We start from the raw sequence: 18,561 nt of genomic DNA, 5'->3' as shown, positions 1-18,561 counted from the left end.
CGCGGGTGGTCCGGGTCGCGGCAGCCGGAGCGGCTGCCAAGATGGGTACGTGGACTCCGCTGCGCCTACCGACCGTGACTCGTTCGACGGCACCCCGACCGACCGTACCCAGAGTGACCGCGCGCCGGGCGGGCTCGGGTCAAGTGACCGCACTCCGAGTGACCAGTATCGGGCCGATCCGGACGACGTCGCCACGGAAGAGGTTGTGGCGGCCGCCACCCGCTCCGAGCGTTCACCGAAGGACATGGCGACCTCGCTGCTCGTACTCCTGATCCCGATCGCGTTGCTGATCGGGTTCTACCGGGTGTTCCTCGGTGGTGACCAGGCGGCCGAGATCGACCCGTCGCCGACCGTCGCGCAGGCCCGCTCGATCAACGCGTTCCCGGTCGGCGAGCCGACCGGACTGGCCGACGGCTGGCGCAGCGTGACCGCCACCCTCCAGCGGCCGGACGGCGCGGTGACCCTGCGGCTGGGCTACCTGAGCCCGGACGGCGGCGGTGTCCAGCTCGTGCAGAGCAACGTGCCGGCCGAGCGGCTGTTGCCGACGGAGCTGACCGAGAAGGGGCAGCCGCAGGGCCCGACCGAGGTCGCCGGGCGTAGCTGGCAGACGTACACGGCACGGGCGGGGGAGCGGGCGCTGGTGCTGATGGAGCCGGGACGTACGGTGATCGTGGTCGGTTCGGCCCGCGAGAGTGAGCTGCGCGACCTGGCCGGTTCACTGCGCTAGGACCGAGCCGGTCCGCCGCGCCGAGGCTCGTCCGGTTCACCGAGCCGGGGGTCCGGTTCCTCGCGCCGCAACCGGGTCCGAAATCGCCGCCGGCGGCGGGCCGGGGGTAGATCGGGCGTGGAATGGCAGACTCGTCCATGTGAGCGACGTGGCCGCATCGCCGGTGGATGGTGAGCTGGAAAGCTTCAGCCTGGTGGAGTTGGCCGTGCTGCGGCTGAGCCGAGAGATCCTGAGCGGCAAGAGTGATCCGGGCCAGCGACTGGTCGAGGAGCAGCTGACCCGCCGGCTGGGGATCAGCCGGGCACCGCTGCGGGAGGCGCTGCGGCTGCTGGCCCAGCAGGGGCTGGTCGAGCACGTGCCGCGCCGGGGAGCCAGGGTGGCCACCCTCTCCGACCGGGACGTGGCGGAGCTGTACGCCGTACGGGACGTGCTGGAACGGTTTGCGGTCACCTCGGCGCTGCCGGTCGCCCGAGACACCGACCTGACCGGGCTGCGGGACGCGATCGAGCGGATGCGTACGGCGACCGGGGCCGGGGACCGGCTGGGCGTGGCCGAGGCGCACCGGGCGTTCCACGTGGCGGTGGTGGCGTTGGCCGGCAACCGGCAGCTCACCGTGATCTACGAGTCGATCCTGGTTCGGTTGCAGCTCTACATGGCGGTCAACCTGCGCCGCGAATCCGAGAACGCGCAGCCGTCGGACGCCGTACGCCGACACGAACGGCTGCTCAAGGTGGTTGCGGCGGGGGGGCCGGCAGCCGTGATCGCCGAGTTGGGGGCGCACGGGGGTCGTTCGTACCTCGACTGAGCGGTGGACGCCGACCATGTGCTCGGCATCGATGGGGCGTCGCCCCGAGCTCGGCCGGTTGACCGGACCGGCCGGGGTGGTCGGCGACCGGAGTGATCCGCGACACATTCTCGTTACGTTTCCCGCCGTTGCCGGAAACAGAACTGTCGACAATCGACCGTATGGCAGCCCAGACATCCCCGCTGACCGACCTGCGGCAGGCGTACACCACCGGCCGGCGGACCACCGCCGACACGGTGGAGCAGGTCCTGACCGAACTGGCCGGCGGGGACGACCGCCACGTCTGGATCAGCACCGTCGCCGAGGCCGACCTGCGGGCCCGCGCGGCGCAACTGCACGGCGTACGGGACCGAATCGACCGGCTGCCGCTGTACGGGGTGCCGTTCGCCGTCAAGGACAACATCGACGTGACCGGGCTGCCCACCACCGCCGGCTGCCCCGAGTACGCCTACCGGCCCGAGCGGACCGCCCCGGTCGTCGCGCGCCTGCTCGACGCCGGAGCGATCCTGGTCGGCAAGACCAACCTCGACCAGTTCGCCACCGGACTGACCGGATCGCGCTCGCCGTACGGCAGCGTCGAGAGCGTCCTCGGCGGCGGTCTCGTCGCCGGCGGCTCCAGCTCCGGATCGGCCGTCGCGGTCGCCGCCGGCTCGGTCGCCTTCTCCCTCGGTACGGACACCGCCGGCTCCGGCCGGGTGCCGGCCGCGCTCAACGGCATCGTCGGCCTCAAACCCACCCGCGGCCTGCTGAGTACGACCGGCGTGGTGCCGGCCTGCCGGTCGCTGGACTGCGTCTCGATCTTCACCGCCGACGTGACCGACGCCGCCACCGTGCTGGGCGTCGCCCACGGTGTCTGCCCGGACGACCCGTGGAGCCGCCCGCTGCCGGCACACCTGGTCGAGCCGCGCGACCCGGCGACGCTCCGGCTCGGTGTGCCGCCCGCCGGACAACTCGACTTCTTCGGCGACTCCGGCCAGGCCGACCGGTACACCCTCGGCGTGGCCGAGGTGACCCGAGCCGTCGCCGGCACGCTCCCGATCGAGCCGGGGCCGCTGCTCGAAGCCGGCGACCTGCTCTACCAGGGGCCCTGGGTCGCCGAACGACTGGCCACCCTCGACGAGTTCCTCCGGGCGCGGCCGGACGCGTTCCTGCCGGTCACCCGTACCGTGCTGGAGAGCGGCCGGCGGTTCGACGCGGTCGACACCTTCCGGGCCCTGCACCGGCTGCGCGAACTGCGCGCGTGGACCGACCGGCTCTGGGACCGGGTCGACGTGCTGGTGCTGCCGACCATCGGGACCACGTTCACCCTCGCCGAGATCGCCGAGGAACCGATCGCCCGCAACCTGGTGCTCGGCCGGTACACCCAGTTCGTCAACCTGCTCGACCTGGCCGCGGTGACCATCCCGAACGGCTCACCCCGGACGGCCGCCCGGCCAGCCTCACCCTGATCGGCCCGGCGTTCAGCGACACCACCCTCGCCCGACTGGCCGCCGTGGTCACCGCGCCGAACCGGCCGGCGGCCGTGGTCACCGCGCCGAACCGGCCGGCGGCCGTGGTCACCGCGCCGAACCGGCCGGCGGCCGTGGTCACCGCGCCGAACCGGCCGGCGGCCGTGGTCACCGCGCCGAACCGGCCGGCGGCCGTGGTCACCGCGCCGAACCGGCCGGCGGCCGTGGTCACCGCGCCGAACCGGCCGGCGGCCGTGGTCACCGCGCCGAACCGGCCGGCGGCCGTGGTCACCGCGCCGAACCGGCCGGCGGCCGTGGTCACCGCGCCGAACCGGCCGGCGGCCGTGGTCACCGCGCCGAACCGGCCGGCGGCCGTGGTCACCGCGCCGAGCCAGCCGGCGGCCGTGGTCAGCGCACCGGAGCGGTCGGCGGGGCTTGCCGTGCAGCCCCGGTCCGGTGGGGTGGACGGGGGCGACCGCGACGCCGAACCCGCGCTGCTGGTCGCCGTGGTCGGTCGACACCTGACCGGGGAGTCGCACAACGGTGAGCTGGTCGAACGCGGAGCGGTGCTGGCCGGTACGGCGTACACGGCGCCGCTGTACCGGCTCTACCGGCTGCCCACGCCCGACGACAGCGGGCTGCCCGGCCTGGTCCGGGTGAGCGCCGCCGACCACACCGGCATCGGGGCGTCGATCGAGGTGGAGCTCTGGCGACTGCCGCCCGCCGCGCTCGGCGGCCTGCTGGCCGGGGTGCCCGCCCCGCTCGGCCTGGGCTGGCTCCGGCTGGCCGACGGGCGGGAGGTGCTCGGCTTCCTCTGCGAGGCGTACGCCGCCGGACCCGAGACCGAGGACATCAGCGCGACCGGCGGCTGGCGGGCCTACCGCCAGACGGTCGCGGCGACGACGAGGAGGACCACATGACGAGCATCGGGCCGGTCAAGGCCGACCCCTACCCCTGGCCGTACGACGGTTCGGCTCCGGTCGAGCGCACCGCACTGCTCTGCATCGACTGGCAGACCGACTTCTGCGGGCCGGGCGGCTATGTCGACGCGATGGGCTACGACATCGGCCTCACCCGAGCCGGCCTGCCGGCCACCGCCCGGCTGCTCGCCCACGTCCGGGCGCTCGGCATGCTGGTCGTACACACCCGGGAGGGGCACGACCCGGACCTGTCCGACCTGCCGGCCAACAAGCGCTGGCGGTCGGCCCAGATCGGGGCCGAAATCGGCGCGCCCGGCCCGCGCGGGCGGATCCTGGTCCGGGGCGAGCCCGGCTGGGAGATCGTGCCCGAGGTCGCACCGGCGCCGGGCGAGGTCATCGTCGACAAGCCCGGCAAGGGCGCGTTCTACGCGACCAACCTCGACCTGGTGCTGCGTACGCGCGGCATCACGCACCTGATCCTCACCGGCATCACCACCGACGTGTGTGTGCACACCACGATGCGGGAGGCCAACGACCGGGGCTACGAATGCCTCATCCTCGCCGACTGCACCGGGGCCACCGACCCGACCAACCACGCCGCCGCGCTGCACATGGTCACCATGCAGGGCGGCGTCTTCGGTGCCGTCGCCACCGCCGACGACGTCATCAACGCCACCACGGCCTGAACTGCGCCCCTACGGCCTGAACTGCGCCCCTACGGCCTGATCCGCGCCATTACGAGCTGATCCGCGCCACCACGAGTCGAGGAGTGGTCATGCCCAGCGTCGACGCGCGCCCTTCCCCGTACACCTTCGACCCCGCGACCACCGCGCTGCTGGTGATCGACATGCAGCGCGACTTCCTGGAACCCGGCGGCTTCGGCGAGAGCCTCGGCAACGACGTCGCCGAACTCCGGCGCACCATCGCGCCGCTGGCCGCGCTGCTGACCGACGTCCGGGCGGCCGGGCTGACCGTGATCCACACCCGCGAGGGCCACCGGCCCGACCTGTCCGACTGCCCACCGGCGAAGCTGCACCGGGGCGCACCGAGCAAGCGGATCGGCGACCCCGGACCGAACGGCCGCATCCTGATCCGCGGCGAGTACGGCCACGACATCATCGACGAACTCACCCCCGCCGCCGGAGAACCGGTGATCGACAAGCCCGGCAAGGGCGCCTTCTACGCCACCGAACTCGAACCCCTGCTCGCCGAGCGGGGCATCCGCAGCCTGCTGGTGACGGGGGTGACCACCGAGGTCTGCGTACACACCACGGTCCGGGAAGCCAACGACCGAGGGTACGAGTGCCTCGTGCTCGCCGACTGCGTCGGGTCCTACTTTCCCGAGTTCCAACGGGTCGGACTCGACATGATCGCCGCCCAGGGCGGCATCTTCGGCTGGGTCGCGGACTCCGCCGACCTGCGCCACGCACTGCGCACCACGTCCGTGTTGCAAACCTCCTGACCGGGAGCAGTCATGGTCAAGACCTCCTCACCTGCCGTCCCGCTGCCGTACTGGGTGCGCGGCGACACCAACGCATTCTTCGGCTTCGGCGTCAACGTCCTGGTCAACGTACTCACGTTGACCGGGCTCTGCCTCGGAGTGATCAAACTCGGCTCCGGCGACGTGTTCGGCACGATCCTGCCCGCGCTGGGCATCGCCCTCGTCGCCGGCAACGTCTACTACACCCTGCTCGCCCGCCGGCTGGCCCGCCGGGAGAACCGGACCGACGTCACCGCACTGCCGTACGGGCCGAGTGTGCCGCACATGTTCATCGTCATCTTCGTCATCATGTTGCCGATCTACCTGCGTACGCAGGACCCCCGGCAAGCCTGGCAGGCCGGTGTGGCCTGGGCGTTCATCATCGGCGTGATCGTGCTGATCGGCGCGTTCGTCGGCCCCTACATCCGCCGGTACGCGCCCCGCGCGGCACTGCTCGGCACCCTGGCCGGCATCTCCATCACCTTCATCTCGATGAACCCGGCCGGTCAGATGTGGCGGATGGCCTGGATCGCCCTGCCGGTGCTGGCGCTGCTGCTGATCGGCCTGCTCACCGACGTCAAACTCCCCGGCAACATCCCGATCGGCCTCGCCGCCCTGCTGGTCGGTACGGCCATCGGCTGGATCGGCGGGGCGATGTCGGTGCCGGACGTGAGCGCGGCCGCGCGGGACATCGCGCTCGCCGTACCGTCGTTCGAGTTCGGGCTGCTGGTTGACGGGCTCACCGACATGGCGCCGCTGCTCGCCACCGCCATCCCGCTCGGGGTCTACAACTTCACCGAGGGCATGACGAACGTGGAGAGCGCCGCCACCGCCGGTGACAACTACAACCTGCGCAGCGTACTGCTCGCCGACGGTGCCGGTGCGGTGGTCGGTGCGGCGCTCGGCTCCCCGTTCCCGCCGGCGGTCTACGTCGGGCACCCGGGCTGGAAGGCGGCCGGCGGCCGGAGCGGCTACTCGATGGCCACCGGAGTGGTGATCGCCCTGCTCTGCTTCCTGGGCATGTTCGGGTTGCTGGCCACCATCTTCCCGACCGCGGCGATCGTACCGATCCTGCTCTACATCGGACTGCTGATCGGTGCCCAGGCGTTCCAGGCGACCCCGAGGGCGCACGCGGCGGCGGTGGTCGCGGCGCTGATCCCGAACATCGCCGCGTGGGCCACCGGCCAGATGGACAACGCCCTCGCCGCCGCCGGTACGAGCGCGGCCGAGGTCGGCGACGCCGCGCTGGCCGGCGCCGGGGTGGTGTACGACGGCCTGCTGGTGCTGGGTCAGGGTGCCATCCTCGCCGGGCTGGTGCTGGGCGCGCTGGTCGCGTTCATCATCGACAAGCGTTTCTGGCAGGCGACGATCACCGCCGCAACGGGCTCGGTCCTCTCCTTCATCGGGCTGATCCACGGCGCCCAGATCGAGTGGAACGCCAACGGCCAGGTCGCCCTCGGCTACCTCTTCGTAGCACTCATCTGCACCCCCTTCGCCCTAGCCAAAATCCCCCCACGCACCCCCACCCCCGAAGACCACCCCTCAGACCTCCCACCCCCCACCCCAGAACCCACCCCCACCCCTCCCCCTCCCCCCACCCCTGCCTCGTCGATCTAGGGCAAATACGTGCTTGTTGATCTCCAATCACCCCCATATGCCCTAGATCGACGAGGCGGGGGGCGGGGGCGGGGCGGGGTGGCGGGGGGAGGGGCGGGGGTGGGGAGAGGTAGAGGGAGAGAGGGAGAGAGGGAGGAAGGGATGGGTGTGGATGTGGGGGTTGGGTTGGTGGTGGATCGGGGGGAGGTGGTGGCCGAGGTGAGGGCGGCGTTTCTCGGGTACGAGGAGGCGCTGGTGGCGGGCGACCCGGAGCGGATCGTCGGGTACTTCTGGGATGCGCCGCAGACGGTGCGGTTCGGTGTCGCCGACCACCAGCACGGCATCGAGGAGCAGCGGGCCTGGCGGGCCGCCCAGCAGCCGTTGCCACCGGGCCGGTGGCTGCGGGGGACGCGGGTCACCACGTTCGGTGCCGACCTCGCCGTGGTGACCACGTTCTTCGGGTACGCCGACACGGACGCGACCGGACGTCAGTCCCAGACCTGGGTACGCCTTCCGGTCGGTTGGCGGATCGTCAGCGCGCACGTCTCCGAGCCGCAGCCGGGATCGCATTCGGGACCACAGCTGGAATCGCGTCCGCAGTCGAGGCTGGAATCCCGGCCGGAGTCGAAACCCGATTCACGGCTCGAATCGCAGCCCGGATCGGAACCCGGTCCACAGCCCGGATCGGAACCCGGATCGGAACCGGATCCCAGTCGGTAGGAGGGTGGTGATTGGCGGATTTATGGTAGACCTGGGCTAGGTTTATGTAATACTTAAGGGTTCTCTGTCGGAGATGTCTAGGCGTTAGGCTACGGCGTTCAACCGGCGTCGTAATTGACGCCGGAGACATCCTGAAGGGGATTTCACGTGAGAATTCGGCGCTCAAGCGTCATCGTTCTCGTCAGCGCGGTCCTGTTCGTCCCCGGGCTCGCCGCGTGCGAGCCGGGGGGCGTCAAGACTGCCGCGTCGCAGAGCCCGGCCACCTCCACCGACCCCAAGCAGGCCCTGCTCGCCTCCACCCTGGAGATCGCGAAGGGCAACTTCAGCTTCGCCATGAGGGGTGACGGCCTCGCGGGCGAGGGGGTGGTGCACCTGCCCAGCAACGGTGCGCGGGTGCAGTTGACCACCGGCGACGCCGGCAGTGCGGACTCCGTCCTGGCGATGGACATGATCTATCTCGGGTCGGACAGCTGGATCAAGATCAAGGGAGCGGGACTGGAGAGCGTGCCGGGGCTCGGGCAGCTCGCCACCGGCAAGTACCACCATCTCGACAAGACCAAGATCAAGGGGATCGCGGCGCTGGACTTCGACTTCCAGGATGTCGACCCGGCGGGTGCCGCGCAGCTCACCCAGGCCGTCGTCGACGTGCAGAAGACCACCGCCGACACCTTCACCGGCAACATCGACCTGACCAAGGCGACCGATTCGCGGCTGGTCGAGCAGTCGGTCATCGAGAATCTCGGCGCGCAGGCGACCAAGCTGCCCTTCGAGGCGAAGGTCGACCCGCAGGGCCGCCTGGTCCAGCTGACCGTCAAGGTGCCGGCGGTCGGCCAGACCGCCGCACAGGACCTTCAGGTCACCTACTCCGACTACGGTTCGGCCGCTCCGCCGGTCGCCCCGCCGGCCAGCGAGGTCGTCGAGACGCCGGCCTCGGTGTACGACCTGTTCAAGTAAGCCCGCCTCTGCACTAGGCAAATTCTGAGCGTTCCGCCCGACGAGGGGGCGGCGCGACGCGACGGGGGCGGCCAGGTGCCGCCCCCGTCGCGTACCGGGGGTCAGGCGGGGGTGTTGCTCTCCCGGGCCCGGCGGGCGGCGTCGATCCGGTCCCGGGCACCGTCCAGCCAGCGCTGGCAGATCTCGGCCAGCCGTTCGCCGCGCTCCCAGAGCGCCAACGACTCCTCCAGCGACGTACCGCCGGTCTCCAGGCGCTCGACCACCGACGCCAGTTCGGCCCGGGCCTGCTCGTAACTGAGCCGCTCGTCCGGCGCGGCGGTCCGCTTCTTCTCGTCAGTCATGATTTCCCATCTCGGCAGGAGTACGGCTCGGCAGGAGTACGGCCGGTCACGGCACGCAAATGGCTCTGGGGCGGTACGACGGCGGCGTCAGCGCTGTCGCACCGGGGGTGGACATCACGGCACGGCAGGGCGGGCCACGGCAGTTCGCGGGAGCACCGGTCAGCCGTTCACGGTGGCGGACAGCTCGCCCTCGGCGAGGCGGATCCGGAGCGGGTCGCCGTCGGCCACCTCGCCCGCCGCGCGTACGACCCGGCTGTCGGCGCGCTGCACGATGGCGTACCCGCGCTCCAGGGTCGCGGCGGGGGAGAGAGCCCGCAGCCGCGCCACGGTCTGGCGCAGCTCGCCGGTCGCGGTCCCGAGCCGGTGGTCCAGGCAGCGGCCGGCGCGGTCGCGCAGCGCGCCGAGGTCGGCCGCACGCTGGTCGAGCATGACCTCCGGCCGGGCCAGCACCGGTCGGGAGCGCAGACCGTCGAGCCGGTGCGCCTCCCGGTCGAGCAGCCCGCGTACGGCGCGGTCCAGCCGGTGCCGGGCCTGGCCGATCAGCCGCTGCTCCTCGGCCAGGTCGGGCACGATCCGCTTGGCGGCGTCGGTCGGCGTGGACGCCCGCAGGTCGGCGACGTAGTCGACCAGGGGCGCGTCGCTCTCGTGCCCGATCGCGCTGACCACCGGCGTACGGCAGCCGAAGACCGCCCGGCACAGCGCCTCGTCGGAGAAGGGGAGCAGGTCCTCCACCCCACCGCCGCCCCGGGCCAGCACGATCACGTCCACGCTCTCGTCCGCGTCCAGGACCCGCAGCGCGTCGAGGATCTGCGGCACCGCCGTCGGCCCCTGGACGGCCACGTTGATGGTCCGGAACTCCACCGCCGGCCAGCGGCGCTGGGTGTTGAGCAGGACGTCCCGTTCCGCCGCCGACGCCCGTCCGGTGATCAACCCGATCCGGTTCGGCAGGAACGGCAGGCGCCGCTTGCGGGCGCGGTCGAAGAGCCCCTCGGCGGCGAGCAGCTTCTTCAGCTTCTCCAGCCGGGCCAGCAGCTCACCGAGCCCCACCTGGCGGATCTCGTCGGCGCGCAGGCTGAGCGTGCCGCGCCCGGCGTAGAACTCCGGTTTCGCGTGCAGGATCACCCGGGCACCCTCGGCGAGTTCGGGTGCCCCGGTGTCGAGCACGTCCCGGCTGGCGGTGACGGTGAGGCTGAGGTCGGCCGACGGGTCGCGCAGGGTGAGGAAGACGGTGGCGGCGCCGGGGCGACGGCTGATCTGGGCGATCTGCCCGTCGACCCAGACCCAGCCCAGTTTGGCGATCCAGGCGCTCACCTTCTGGCTGACCACCCGGACCGGCCACGGCTCTTCGGGGGTGCTGCGTCCAGCGCCGGCCTCGGTCATCCGGTCAGCCTACGGCCGGCCGGACCGAGTCCCGGCCCGCCCCGCCCGATCGCCGGGGCCGCGCCGGGGGGCGCTGCGGCGGCCCGCTGCCCCGAGCCGGATGGGCACGTAGACTGACCCCTGTGATCGAGGCTGAGGCGACTCCCCAGACCCGCAAGCGTGTGCTGCTGGCCAAGCCGCGCGGCTACTGCGCCGGCGTCGACCGGGCGGTGCAGACCGTCGAGGAGGCGCTGAAGCTCTACGGCGCGCCGATCTACGTACGCAAGCAGATCGTGCACAACAAGCACGTGGTCTCGACCCTGGAGCGGCAGGGCGCGATCTTCGTCGAGGAGAACGACGAGGTGCCCGAGGGCGCAACCGTGATCTTCTCCGCCCACGGGGTCGCCCCGGAGGTGTACCAGCAGGCCAAGGACCGCTCGCTGCGGGCGATCGACGCCACCTGCCCGCTGGTCACCAAGGTGCACCACGAGGCGCGGCGGTTCGCCGCCGACGACTACGACATCCTGCTGATCGGCCACGAGGGTCACGAGGAGGTCGTCGGTACGGCCGGCGAGGCGCCCGCGCACGTCCAGCTCGTCGACGGGCCGGACGGCGCCGACCGGGTGACCGTACGGGACCCGTCGAAGGTGGTCTGGCTCTCCCAGACCACGCTGTCGGTGGACGAGACGATGGAGACGGTGGCCCGGCTGAAGGCCCGGCTGCCGCTGTTGCAGTCGCCGCCCAGCGACGACATCTGCTACGCCACCTCGAACCGTCAGCACGTGGTCAAGCAGATCGCCGCCGACTGCGACGTGGTGATCGTGGTCGGTTCGCGCAACTCGTCCAACTCGATCCGGCTGGTCGAGGTGGCCGTCGGCGCCGGTGCCCGCGCGGGTTACCTGGTCGACTACGCCTCGGAGATCTCCGACGAGTGGTTGACCGGCGCCACCACGGTGGGGCTGACCTCCGGTGCCAGCGTCCCGGACGACCTGGTCATGGAGGTGCTCGACCACCTCGCCGAGCGGGGCTTCACCGACGTGGCCGAGATCACCACCGCCGACGAGCGGCTCACCTTCTCCCTGCCGCAGGATCTGAAGCGCGACATGAAGGCCGCCGCGGCGGCCCGGTCCGTCGAGGCCGCCGCGCTCGCCGCCAGCGCCGGCAACGGCTGACCGGGTACGCGGTGCCGGCCGACGGGTGTCCGACGGGGACCGCACCGGGTCCCGCCGCGTACGCGGTGCGGGCCGGATCGTCGCGCCGGTGGAACGGGTCGGGACCGGGCGCCGTCCCATCCCACATGAAGTCGATCCGGATCGGATTCCTCGCGGTCGCCGCCTGCCTGGTCCTCGGCGCCTGCGGGGAGTCCGGCAACGCCCCCTCGGTCAACCCGTCAGGAGGACCGTCGTTGTCATCCGTGAAGCCCAGTGACCCCAACGCCGAGCCGCCGGTGCCGCCGGCCAACTCGACCGCCCCGGCCAGCCCGACCCGGTCCGCGCCGAGAGGTCCCGGTCCGAGCAAATCGCCGGGTGCGCCCGCCTCGGCCGGTGCGCTGACCCTCACCGGTGTGATCGTGGCCGGGGTGGAGCCCAACTGCCTGCTGCTCGACGGCTACCTGCTGTTGAGCGGCCCGCGCGACCAGCTGCGCGGCGGTGCGCGGGTGACGGTGACCGGCCGGGTGCAGCCCGGCATGATGACCACCTGCCAGCAGGGCACCCCGTTCGTGGTGGAGAGCGTCAAGCCGGCCTGACCGCCCCCGCCGACAATCGAGGCGTACGCGTAGAGCCCGCCCCCTGCCGGGGACGGGCTCTACGTCTTACAGCGGTACGACGGTCAGCTGACCGAGCCGATCGCCACGTTGCCGCGGCCGACGACCGCGCCCTCGACGGTCTCGACCAGCAGCTCACCGAAGAGCTCCCGACCGGCGGCCGGTGCGCTCAGGGCGGTCACCGAGCCGGTGATACCGGCGGTGGCGCCGGTCTTGGGCAGGGTCACCTGCGCCTCGGAGGCCGAGACGCTGCCCAGCGCGGGCGAGTAGAACACGTCCCGGTAGTCGTACGCGGTCGTGCCGGCGGGTACGGCGTACCCGTCGATCTCGATCGTGTAGACCCCGGCGGCCGGGTTGACCAGCGACACCGATTCCTCGGAGTCACCATCGGCTTCCTGGCCGACGAGGACGCCGTTGCGGTAGACGAACAGGTCCAGGTCGGCGCCCGGATCGCTGGTGTTGCCGATCACGGCGTCGAACCGGGTGGCACCGGCCGGCACCGTCACCTCGAAGCTCTGCACCTCGTGGTTGGCGATGGTCGGACGCTCGGACACGGCGCTACCGAGCGGACCGCCCCGGCCGGCGACGGTGACCGGGCCGTAGGTGTTGGTCAGCGACCAGGTGACCGGGCTCGGCTGTCCGGCGGTGACGCTGGGCAGTTCGACCACGGCCGGCTGCACCGCGACACCCTGGATCCGGGCCTGCAACGCGAACGGGTTCTCCAGCAGCGGAGACGTACGGCGGGACTCCACCTCGAACTCCCAGACACCCGGCAGCGGGTTCTGGTACGACCGCTCGCTCGACTTGCAGGACGCCTCGTCCGAGAAGTTGCTGAAGCACACCAGGCTTGAGGTGCTCTCCACCGGAAGGCCGTACGGGTTGATCGAGATGAACCGGGTCTGCGAGCCCGGGGCGATCCCGCTCAGGTTGACCTGCAACGCCGGCGCGCCCTCGGGCACGGTGACGAAGAAGGACTTGGTCAGGTTGCGGTCGACCGTGCCGCTGGTGGCGAAGTCGAAGGTCGGCTTCGCCGGCGTGTTGGGGACAACCACCGTGTTGAGGAAGGCGAAGTCGACGATCGGCGTCGCCGGGTCGTCCACCTGCATGATCGCGCTGTGCGTGCCGAAGTCGGCGCGCGCCTCGATCGTGAAGGTCACGGTCTTGTTCAGCGGGAGGATCAGGTTCTTCGGCGCGTTACGGAAGGTGCCGTCGTTGCCGACCCAGCGGACCGTGTGCTTGATGTCCTTCTTGGCCCCGGTGGTACGGGTGACCTTGACGGTGTAGTTCTTCGCCACGTTCGGCCGCTGACCGCCCTCGGACACCGCGCACCGGTTGTAGATCCCCAGACCCTTGTCCGGCGTCGCCAGGAAGTCGGACAGCGGGCTGCACACCGGAGCGCTGGCCTCGTAGCCGCGGACCTCGAAGCTACCCGCGAGCAGGTCCCAGGCACCCGGCACGTTGAACTTGCCGTGGCCCTGGCCCTGCGCGCTGATCCCGTCGATCCAGGTCGCGGAGGAGTAGATCGCCTTGCGGAGCTTGGCCGGGGAGGCGTCCTTGCCGGTGGCCTTGGCCGCCGAGAGCAGCAGCGCGGCCGCGCCGGTGGCCTGCGGCGAGGACATCGAGGTGCCGTTGAGCATCTGGATGCCCGGCGGGAGCGGGTAGCCGGCCTCGGCCACCGGGCCACCCGGCTGCCACACCGGCGTGGTCGACAGCGCCGACCCCGGTGCGGTGATTTCCGGCTTGAGTGCGCCGTCCTCACGCGGTCCACGCGAGGAGAAGTAGAACAGCTGGTACGGCGTACGGGTCTCCGAGCCGTAGTTGGCCAGGTAGGTCTCCTGGCTGATGCCGGCCGCCACGCTGACCACGTCGGTCGCGGTGGACGGGTCGCCGAGGGTGTTCACGCCCGGGCCGTCGTTGCCGGCCGAGATGAACAACTGCACGCCGTAGTCCTGGATCAGCCGGGTGTAGAGCTGAGCGCGGGCGTTGTTGCCGTCGTTCAGGGCCGGCAGGCCGCCGATCGACATGTTGACCACGTCGACGCCGCGGTTGACGACCAGGTCGACCATGCCGTCGGTGAGCGCGGCGGCGGTGCAGCCACCGCCCCAGGAGCAGGCGCGGGCGGAAACCAGCTTGGCGCCGGGGGCGGCGCCGTCGAAGTTGGCGTAGCCGAGCATGTCGTTGGCTGCGGTGATGCCGGCGACGTGCGAGCCGTGCGCGCTCTCGATGATGCCGATGTTGACGAAGTCGGCGACACCGGGCAGCCCGGCGGGGGTGACGTCGACGTCCTCGCGGAACTCGACCACGAACGGGATCTGGTCCCGTACGGCGGTCGCGGGGTTGTCGGTACCGAAGTGACCGACGTCGTAGCGCTCGCCGTACGGGCGCATGACCGCGTCGTCGTTGAAGTCGCGGTTCTGGTTGACGTCGACCCGGATGTCGTTGCTCACCGGGTCGTAGAGGACACCGAACGCGTCGGTGGTGTCGCCGTCGCGGTTGATGTCACCGCCGGGGGAACTGGCCGCGGTGATGTTCTCCGAGAACCGGTTGATCTTGTACGTGCCGGCCGGCGCGGTCCAGCTCGTCCCGCCGTAGTTGAAGGCCGGGCCGGTCACGTCGGTCAGCATGGCCCGCCAGGTGCCGTCAGCGTCGAACAGCGGGTCGGTGGCGGTGAACCAGTCGACGATCTTGCGTTCGCCGGTGGAGGTGGTCTGGAGCGCCGGGTTGTCCAGGTCGACGCCGGAGTCCATGATGCCGATGGTCACCCCGCGGCCGTCCCACTCGGGGTGTGCCTGCTTGAAGGCGACCGCGCCGGTCTCGCTGGTCGGCATGTACGGGTTGACCGCGGCGATGTCCGGGCCCGGCCCGCTCGCCGTCACGGCCGCCTCGGTGCCTGCCTTGACCGGCTCCGGCTTGGGGAGCTGGACGGTCTCGTTCAGGTCCAGTGCGGCGACGCCGGGCAGCTTGGCTGCCTTGAGTACGGCGCTGGTGGGGATGCGGGCGCGGACGTAGCCGACGCCGTCCACCTGCTTGCCGATGACGCCGCCGAGCTTCTTCAGCTCTGCCGCGACGTCCTTGGCCTCGCCCTTGTCCGTCGCCACGATGACCGTGACGTCCTGCTCACGCTTGGCCTCGGCGGTAGCGAGCAATTCAAGATCATGGGAACCCAACGTGTCCGTGGGGGTCCCCTTGAGAACGTCGGCTTCGGTCGACGGGTTGGCGCTGGCGGTGGTGACACCACCCGTCAATGTCATGGCGCCCGCCGCCACAACTGACGCGAGGAGGCCGGCAGAGGTACGCCGACTCCAGGTGCGGGGTTTACTCACGTTCTCTTCCTCCAGAGAACAGGGCCCTTAGAAACAGGGCACGTGTGAGCGCATCCTTCGCGTCAGCTCGGATCCTGTCACTACCCCTGAGATCGTTGTGACCAGCCCGTGATATTGACAAACTCGTATTCGAATATTCATATGTTACTATTCCGCTACTCTCTGTGAATCTCGTACTGGCCGTTATCGGTCAGCTCCGGCGCTTGCAATTGGCGCGTGGTCAGCTCGACCTGTGTCGGCACGGCCAACTCCTCACCGGACACCCCAAGGTCGGCCAGCTTTCGCGCACTGACCAACACCCGTGACTCCAACGAACCAACGGCACGGTTGTAAGCGGTCACCGCCCCACCGAGCGAGTTACCGAGTTTGGCGACGTGTTCACCCAGAGTGGACAGTCGTCCGTAGAGTTCCCTGGCCAACTCGTGCACGGCCACCGCGTTGCGGGCGAGCGCCTCCTGTCGCCAGGCGTAGGCCACCGTACGGAGCAGGGCGACCAGGGTTGCCGGTGTGGCCAACACGATGTTGCGGGTGAAGGCGTGCTCCAACAGCGTCGGATCCCGTTGCAGCGCGACGTCCAGGAACGGGTCGGCCGGCACGAACAGGACCACGAACTCCGGTGTCTGTGCGAACGCCGACCAGTACGCCTTCGCCGACAGCGCGTCCACGTGCGCCCGCAGGTGCCGGGCGTGGTTGTCCAGGTGCGTGTCCCGCCCCCGCTCGTCGCGCGCCTCCATCGCGGTCAGGTACGCGTCGAACGGCGCCTTCGCGTCAACCACCACCGACCGGCCACCGTGCAGCCGAACCACCAGATCCGGGCGGACCACCCGACCCTCGACGGTCGAGGTGACCTGCTCGGCGAAGTCGCAGTGCTCCAGCAGACCGGCCGCCTCGACGATCCGACGCAACTGGTGCTCGCCCCACCTGCCCCGGACCTGGGGTGCCCGCAGCGCCGCCACCAACTGCTTGGTCTCGGTACGCAGCTCGCCGGAGACCGCGCCCATCGAGCGCACCTGCTCGCGCAGCTCGGCGTACGCGTCGACCCGGTCGCGCTCCAGCTCGTTCACCTGGGACTCGTAGCGGCGCAGCGTCTCGTGCAGCGGCGCCACCGCGCGGGCCACCGCCTCCTGGGACTGGGCGGTGGCCTCGTAGGAGAGCGCCCGCATCGACTGCTCCAGCCGCTGCTCCCCGTCCCGGGTCGCCCGCAGGGTGGCGTCCAGTCGGGCGATGTCGGCCGCCGAGCGGGCGCGGGCGGCGAGCCAGCCCAACGCTCCACCGGCGCCGAGACAGACGATCACCACGAGCACCGTCGAGACTCCCACGCCGCTGAGCATGCCAAACGCGTACGACACCGGTGTGACCTGGATCGCCGGGAAGGCGGGCGGGTTGGCGGACGGCGCTACCGTCGTACCCATGGTATGGGTCCTGATTCTGCTGGTTCTGCTGGTCGGCGGCGTCACCTGGTGGCGGCGGGAGACCGGTGCCCGACAGGCGCGCGAGCTGGCCGACGCGCGGGCCGAGGCACTGCGCTGGTACGAGCGCCTGGGCGGACAGGTGCTGGCACTGCGGGGCGACGAGCCGGCGGTCCGGCAGGCGCTCAGTGACGCCGGGGAGCGTTACAACGCGGCCGGCGGTCAGCTGGAGCAGGCCCGCAGCACGAAGCAGTACGCGCTGGCCCGGGAGACCGCGCTGGAGGGGCTGGCGTACGTCCGCGCGGCCCGGACCGCGCTCGGTCTCGACCCCGGCCCGGAACTGCCGCCGCTGGCCGCCGCCCGGGGCGCCGGAACGCTCACCCGTGAGCGCGAGGTCGACGTCCAGGGGCAGACCTTCCGGGCCGGCCCGCAGCCGGGCGCCGGCACGCCGTACTACTACCCCGGCGGTCGCTACCAGGGCCGTCCGGTGCCGTCGGGCTGGTACTCGACGCCCTGGTGGAAGACCGGCCTGGCGGCCGGCGCCGGGGTGATCGGTGGCATGTTGATCGCCGACGCACTCTTCTCGCCCGCGTTCGCCGACCCGGGTTACGGCTACGACGCCGGCTACCAGGAGGGTTTCACCGACGGCGCGGACTACGGCGACGGCGCCGACCCCGGTGCCGGCGGCGATGGCGGTGCCGGTGACCCCGGCTACACCGACGTCGGCTACACCGGCGGCACCGACTACAGCGGCGCCGACTACTCCGCCGACTCCGGCTTCGGCGGCGCCGACTCCTCCGACTGGTCCACCGGCGGCGACTTCGGCGGCGGCGACTGGTCCGGCGGCGACTTCGGCGGCGGCGACTTCTAACCCCCACCCCCACCCCCACCCCCCACCCCTTGTTGATCATGAAGTTAGCGACCGATTTTCGCGCTCGGCGGGTTGTTAACTTCATGATCAACGGGCGAGGTGGGGGTTAGCCCGTCCGGGGATGGTAGGGGTGGCGGGATGGTTTGGGGGGCGGTTAGCGGGCAGAGTCGGTGGGGTGAGTACAGACATCCGTACCGTGACGTCGGGTCGGCCGGGGACGGCGGCAAGCTGGCTGGGCAGCCTGGCTGTTGCCGCGCTTGCCGTGGTGGCGGTCACCGTGAGCGCCCAGTCGGTCGATCGGTTCCACTGGTGGGCCGGCTTCGTGCTGGTGCCCGGAGCACTGATCGCCGCCAGCGGTGGACCGCTGCTGCTGCGCGGCGGCGGACGGGCGTTCGCCGGCTACCTGGTCGCGTGTGTCGGCGTACTGGTGTTCACGGTGGGGGCGCTGCTCATGTTCGGCGCGATGGGGCGGGGCTGGCCGTTGATGATCATCCTGCCGTCGTTCGCCGTCGCCGGCACGTACGGCTGGCACCCGGTGCACCCGTTGGCCCGCGGCGCTCACCGTACGGTCGCCATGCTGGCCCTCGGTGCAGTGGCGCTCGGAGTCACGTTCCTGCTGATCCGGGCCGATTGGGTCGACTTCGGCGGGACCGACTGGTGGGGCGGCTTCATGATGCTGGCCGCCGTGATCGTCTTCGTGAACGCGGCCGAACTGACCCGACACCGGATCCCGTACCGGTTGCAGGCGATCACCCTGCTGCTCGGGCCCGCGGTGATCACGTTCCTGCTCGGCCTGCGCTTCCTGCGCGGCGACTGGCCCTACTGACCCCCCCATCACGGTCG

General features: G+C 71.3%; 17 protein-coding genes. 13 read left to right on the top strand and 4 right to left on the bottom strand.

Translation table 11 applies throughout. The annotated features are described in order from the left end of the window. The first annotated feature begins 49 nt into the window (after nt 1–49). The 9 genes from OG792_RS29470 (at nt 50) to OG792_RS29430 (ending at nt 8,650) form a co-directional block, all read left to right on the top strand. Nucleotides 50–727: a DUF4245 domain-containing protein gene (locus OG792_RS29470; protein WP_329104368.1), complete on the top strand. Its 678-nt coding sequence runs from the start codon at nt 50–52 to the stop codon at nt 725–727. 139 nt (nt 728–866) lie between these two features. Beyond that, nucleotides 867–1,532 (top strand): GntR family transcriptional regulator, encoded by a 666-nt coding sequence (locus OG792_RS29465; RefSeq protein ID WP_329104366.1) that lies wholly within the window; start codon nt 867–869, stop codon nt 1,530–1,532. A 161-nt stretch (nt 1,533–1,693) separates the two neighbouring features. Beyond that, nucleotides 1,694–2,980, top strand: coding sequence for an allophanate hydrolase (locus tag OG792_RS29460; RefSeq protein ID WP_329104363.1), 1,287 nt, complete (start codon nt 1,694–1,696; stop codon nt 2,978–2,980). A gap of 44 nt (nt 2,981–3,024) precedes the next feature. Next, entirely contained in the window at nt 3,025–3,900 is an 876-nt protein-coding gene (locus OG792_RS29455; RefSeq protein ID WP_329104361.1) for an allophanate hydrolase-related protein, read from the top strand. Continuing rightward, nucleotides 3,897–4,586: a biuret amidohydrolase gene (biuH, locus tag OG792_RS29450; RefSeq protein WP_329104359.1), complete on the top strand. Its 690-nt coding sequence runs from the start codon at nt 3,897–3,899 to the stop codon at nt 4,584–4,586. The genes OG792_RS29455 and biuH overlap by 4 nt, the downstream gene beginning before the upstream one ends. Before the next feature lie 89 nt (nt 4,587–4,675). Continuing rightward, nucleotides 4,676–5,362 (top strand): cysteine hydrolase family protein, encoded by a 687-nt coding sequence (locus OG792_RS29445; protein ID WP_329104357.1) that lies wholly within the window; start codon nt 4,676–4,678, stop codon nt 5,360–5,362. 12 nt (nt 5,363–5,374) lie between these two features. Continuing rightward, entirely contained in the window at nt 5,375–6,997 is a 1,623-nt protein-coding gene (locus OG792_RS29440) for a regulator (protein WP_329104356.1), read from the top strand. A 141-nt stretch (nt 6,998–7,138) separates the two neighbouring features. Beyond that, nucleotides 7,139–7,696: an AtzH-like domain-containing protein gene (locus OG792_RS29435; protein WP_329104354.1), complete on the top strand. Its 558-nt coding sequence runs from the start codon at nt 7,139–7,141 to the stop codon at nt 7,694–7,696. A gap of 147 nt (nt 7,697–7,843) precedes the next feature. Then, nucleotides 7,844–8,650, top strand: a complete 807-nt coding sequence (locus OG792_RS29430; protein ID WP_329104352.1) for a hypothetical protein — start codon at nt 7,844–7,846, stop codon at nt 8,648–8,650. Between the two features lie 101 nt (nt 8,651–8,751). Here OG792_RS29430 and OG792_RS29425 read toward each other — a convergent pair whose 3' ends face one another. After that, nucleotides 8,752–8,991, bottom strand: a complete 240-nt coding sequence (locus OG792_RS29425; RefSeq protein WP_329104350.1) for an exodeoxyribonuclease VII small subunit — start codon at nt 8,989–8,991, stop codon at nt 8,752–8,754. Between the two features lie 159 nt (nt 8,992–9,150). Further along, entirely contained in the window at nt 9,151–10,371 is a 1,221-nt protein-coding gene (gene xseA, locus OG792_RS29420; RefSeq protein ID WP_329104348.1) for an exodeoxyribonuclease VII large subunit, read from the bottom strand. A gap of 122 nt (nt 10,372–10,493) precedes the next feature. Between xseA and OG792_RS29415 the strand changes: the two genes are divergently transcribed. Then, entirely contained in the window at nt 10,494–11,522 is a 1,029-nt protein-coding gene (locus OG792_RS29415) for a 4-hydroxy-3-methylbut-2-enyl diphosphate reductase (RefSeq protein WP_329104346.1), read from the top strand. Nucleotides 11,523–11,647: 125 nt separating this feature from the next. Further along, nucleotides 11,648–12,097, top strand: coding sequence for a hypothetical protein (locus tag OG792_RS29410; protein WP_329104344.1), 450 nt, complete (start codon nt 11,648–11,650; stop codon nt 12,095–12,097). Nucleotides 12,098–12,180: 83 nt separating this feature from the next. Here OG792_RS29410 and OG792_RS29405 read toward each other — a convergent pair whose 3' ends face one another. After that, nucleotides 12,181–15,438, bottom strand: a complete 3,258-nt coding sequence (locus OG792_RS29405; protein WP_329104342.1) for a S8 family serine peptidase — start codon at nt 15,436–15,438, stop codon at nt 12,181–12,183. A 155-nt stretch (nt 15,439–15,593) separates the two neighbouring features. Then, nucleotides 15,594–16,769, bottom strand: coding sequence for a DNA recombination protein RmuC (locus OG792_RS29400; protein ID WP_329111508.1), 1,176 nt, complete (start codon nt 16,767–16,769; stop codon nt 15,594–15,596). 79 nt (nt 16,770–16,848) lie between these two features. Here OG792_RS29400 and OG792_RS29395 point away from each other — a divergent pair, with 79 nt between their 5' ends. Next, a complete protein-coding gene (locus tag OG792_RS29395) occupies nt 16,849–17,718 on the top strand; it encodes a hypothetical protein (RefSeq protein WP_329104341.1) in 870 nt (289 codons plus the stop codon). A gap of 175 nt (nt 17,719–17,893) precedes the next feature. Continuing rightward, entirely contained in the window at nt 17,894–18,544 is a 651-nt protein-coding gene (locus OG792_RS29390) for a hypothetical protein (RefSeq protein WP_329104339.1), read from the top strand. Nucleotides 18,545–18,561: the final 17 nt, after the last annotated feature.

This window comes from Micromonospora sp. NBC_01699, assembly GCF_036250065.1.
Taxonomy (GTDB): Bacteria; Actinomycetota; Actinomycetes; order Mycobacteriales; family Micromonosporaceae; genus Micromonospora_G.
The sequence above is the reverse complement of the archived record's forward strand: the minus strand, read 5'-3'. Positions and strand labels throughout refer to the sequence as shown.